Raw genomic sequence first — 1,976 nt, 5'->3', positions numbered from 1 at the left:
GTGCGCGACATGGAGCTCAGCCCGGCGGGGGTGTTGACGAAGTACCCGCTGGCCGACGCCAAACGGGTCGGCAGCCTCACCTACGGGATGCACCTTGATTACGACACCTCGGTGCGGGCGATCACCAACGAGGCGGGGCTGCTTGCGACGCGGGTGGGGTATCAGCCCTACGGAGAGGAGGCGCGGAGCGAGGTGCGGCCGACGCCGGCGGCGGCGTCGAAGAGCTTCCTGTCGGAGCGCTACGACGAGGCCGCGGCGCTGATGTACCTCAATGCGCGCTATTATGATCCGCGTATCGCCCGGTTCATCCAACCCGATTTGCTCGATCCCGATGTCCCGGGGGTCGGGATCAATCGCTATGCCTATGCCGGCAATGAGCCCATCAATCGGGTCGATCCTAGCGGTGAAGCGGATATCTATATTGGGGGGTTAGGTGATAGAACCCTTGTCGATAGAGGGCCTGTCATAAGTTATGTGGCGTGGAATAGGGACGACAGAATTGTCGCATATTTCGATCAGGGACAAGCAAGTGAAGCAATTGCTTTCATAGATGGCTTAGATCGAGATGAACCAATAAATATAATTGGTCATAGTTATGGGGCTCACACAGGATCTATAGTCGCTCAAGGGGTAAACCGTGAAGTTAACCTACTAGTTGGTGTTGATCCAGTTGGTAAGGCAATGGATGGATTGGGGAGGCGGTCTAAAGATGTTAAAACCGTTGTTACGGTAGATTCAAATCCAGCTAATTTTACGGAGTTGCGCCGAAGTGTGGTGCCAGAATTTATCGAGGCGCTCGGTAAAGCGGCGGCAGTCTTCCCGAAGGGAGGTCGGCCTAGTGTATTTGACGAGCCGGACGTTAAGATTGTTGCGCCGTATGGCCATGAGCAATTTCAAGCTCAGTATGAATTTGCTGCAAGCCCTAGCGAAAAGAGCGCTCGCCAGTTGGTGGATGATACTTATCTCGCTGATGAGTCGGCTCCTGTGCCAAATGACAACCCCTTAAGATAGGCTTTGAGGTGAATGGATGATCAATCTCAGAACCGCTATAATTTCTACAATGTTTGCTATTGTAGTATCATCTTGCGGGGCTATGGATATGTCCATCAAGGTGGTAAATATTGAGAGAGGAGCTCGTTATCCAAAAGACCTTCCAATCGAAATGACTTTTGGGACAATAAATAAAGCCTATCTACTTGGCCCTGATTTCATCAGAGTAACGATAAAGGTTGCCCCATCTATTCAAAATAAAAATGTTCTACTTGGCGTTTTCTCTGTTTCTCCATGCAATCAACCTGATGGATACAGGTATTTTTATCCAGGAACTGTTTATCCAACCCTCCGTGGAAATACGGAAATACATCAACTGGTTGTATTTATACCATCAAATTTTGAGAAACTTGTTCGGCGCGACCCTAACGGGGAGATTAGAACCGGATGGACGACAGAAGCTGCCTCGTCTCCGCAATGTTTGATTGTGGATCTTAGAGATGATGATGGAGAGGTCTTATATAAGGGTAAGGTTATAATAGAGAATTTATTCGATACATAAACATCATAATATACATTATGTATTAGTATTTTTAGATTATTTATCCTTATTTTGCTGAGTAAAAAATAGTAAAGACTGGGGCGTCTGCTCGCGAGCGCGTGATTGAACAGTCATAGACTCACCTTACAGTTTATCGTCGCTCGCGCGGCCGGCAGATAACGATAGAGCGTCGCTGGCGAAATGTTCAGACGCTTGGCGACCTCGTTCACGGTGAATGTGCCGTCGGCGAGCATGGCGTGCGCCGCCTTGAGGTCCGCATCATTCAACTTTTTCGGCGACCAGCCTTACGCTTGCGCGTCTTCGCGGCGTCGATGTGTTCTTCCCAAAAACACCTATGACGCCAACGGCAATCTCGAGACGGTCCAGGGTTTTGCCGCGATCAACCGGACGATCGTCTGGGACGGTCTCAACCGCGTCAGCCGGG

General features: G+C 50.1%; 3 protein-coding genes. 2 read left to right on the top strand and 1 reads right to left on the bottom strand.

The window, feature by feature from the left end; all coding sequences use genetic code 11:
- A partial coding sequence (locus tag L1787_RS13495; RefSeq protein WP_304523962.1) for an RHS repeat-associated core domain-containing protein occupies positions 1-1,011 on the top strand: 1,011 nt, incomplete at its 5' end.
- Between the two features lie 16 nt (positions 1,012-1,027).
- Entirely contained in the window at positions 1,028-1,552 is a 525-nt protein-coding gene (locus L1787_RS13490) for a hypothetical protein (RefSeq protein WP_235709370.1), read from the top strand.
- Positions 1,553-1,662: 110 nt separating this feature from the next.
- Here L1787_RS13490 and L1787_RS13485 read toward each other — a convergent pair whose 3' ends face one another.
- A complete protein-coding gene (locus L1787_RS13485; RefSeq protein WP_255720513.1) occupies positions 1,663-1,818 on the bottom strand; it encodes a helix-turn-helix domain-containing protein in 156 nt (51 codons plus the stop codon).
- Positions 1,819-1,976: the final 158 nt, after the last annotated feature.

Origin of the sequence: Acuticoccus kalidii, from assembly GCF_021556395.1 — a bacterium.
GTDB classification, from domain to species: domain Bacteria; phylum Pseudomonadota; class Alphaproteobacteria; order Rhizobiales; family Amorphaceae; genus Acuticoccus; species Acuticoccus kalidii.
Note: the sequence above shows the minus strand (reverse complement) of the source record. Positions and strands in the feature narration are given on the sequence as shown.

What these genes read in the sequence shown, in the direction of transcription:
- L1787_RS13490 (WP_235709370.1), top strand. Translation starts at nt 1,028, where the DNA reads ATGATCAATCTCAGAACCGCTATAATTTCTACAATGTTTGCTATTGTA.